This window comes from Actinomycetota bacterium, assembly GCA_005774595.1.
Taxonomy (GTDB): Bacteria; Actinomycetota; Coriobacteriia; order Anaerosomatales; family D1FN1-002; genus D1FN1-002.
In genome coordinates this window covers 1-1263 of record VAUM01000454.1, presented here as the reverse complement: position 1 = coordinate 1263, position 1263 = coordinate 1, and the positions used below count along the sequence as shown (strand labels likewise).

The 1263-nt window shown below is 70.7% G+C and carries 2 protein-coding genes; both read left to right on the top strand.

Annotated features, from left to right (window positions below):
* Window positions 1-851, top strand: an 851-nt coding sequence (locus FDZ70_10920; GenBank protein ID TLM65671.1) for an SPASM domain-containing protein, incomplete at its 5' end; no start/stop codon positions are given.
* Between the two features lies 1 nt (window position 852).
* Window positions 853-1263: hypothetical protein (locus FDZ70_10915; protein ID TLM65670.1), on the top strand; the 411-nt coding region annotated here is incomplete at its 3' end.

Below are 1263 nucleotides of genomic sequence, written 5' to 3'. Positions count from 1 at the left end.
GCACGAACGCCACGCTCATCACCGAGGAGATCGCCTCGAAGATGGCGGAGCACGGCATCCCGCGCATCTCGGTGTCCATCGACTTCCCCACCGCCGAGGAGCACGACGCGTTCCGCGGTGAGCCGGGCGCGTTCGACGCGTCGATCGCCGGCATCAAGATGGCCAAGGCACACGGCGTCGGCGTGCAGATCAACATGACCGTGACCACGCTGAACCACACCAAGGTCGAGGCGGTCCACGACCTCGCGGAGTCGCTCGGCATCGACGCGTTCCACATCTTCATGCTCGTGCCGACCGGCCGCGGGTCCGACCTGCTCGACAAGGAGCTGCCGCCCGAGGAGTACGAGCGCGTGCTGACCTGGGCGTACCACCGCCAGAAGACGAGCCCGCTGCACTTCAAGCCCACCGACTCGCCGCACTACTACCGCATCATCCGGCAGCTCGCGAAGGCCGAGGGCAAGAAGGTCACGCGCGAGGAGTACGGCCTCGACGCGATGACGCGCGGGTGCCTCGGCGGCATCACCTTCTGCTTCATCAGCCACGTCGGCGACATCCAGCCGTGCGGCTACTTCAACATGCAGCTCGGCAACGTCAAGGAGCGTCCGTTCTCCGAGATCTGGACCGAGTCCAAGGTCTTCAACGAGCTGCGCGACTACTCGCTGCTGAAGGGCAAGTGCGGCGCGTGCGAGTACAAGGCGGTGTGCGGCGGATGCCGCGCACGCGCTCTCGAAGTCGAGGGCGACTACCTCGCCGCCGAGCCGTACTGCGCCTACGAGCCGCCGGCGTGGACCGGGACATGCTCGCTCGAGGACGCCGCGGCCGACGTCGGGGTCTCGACGACGGGCGAGTAGCGTGGGCGAGGGGGCAGCGGCCGCCACGACCCCACGCCCGCGCGGGACCCTCGCGCGCTGCCTGTTCGCGTGGGTCGCGGGAGGGCTCGCGTGCGCGTCCGTGCTCGTCCTCGCGGCCGGATGGGGCGTAGGTGCGCTCTCTGCGCGCACGGACGGGTTGCCGCTCGGCGTGCTCGAGGTCGCATGGTCGGCCTACCTGGGCGGCTGGAACGGCGTCATCGTGACGACGCCGTTCGCGGCGGTCGCCGCGGTCGTGGCGGGCGGGCGCCAGGGGCGCAACGCGGCGATCGGCGGGCTGGCGTGGGTGGCGCTCGTCACGCTGCAGTCGGTGGCAGGCATGATCGCGGGCGCGGCGCCGATGCCCGGTTGGGCCGACGCGGTGTACTCCGCGGCGGCGCTCCTGCTCATGGGC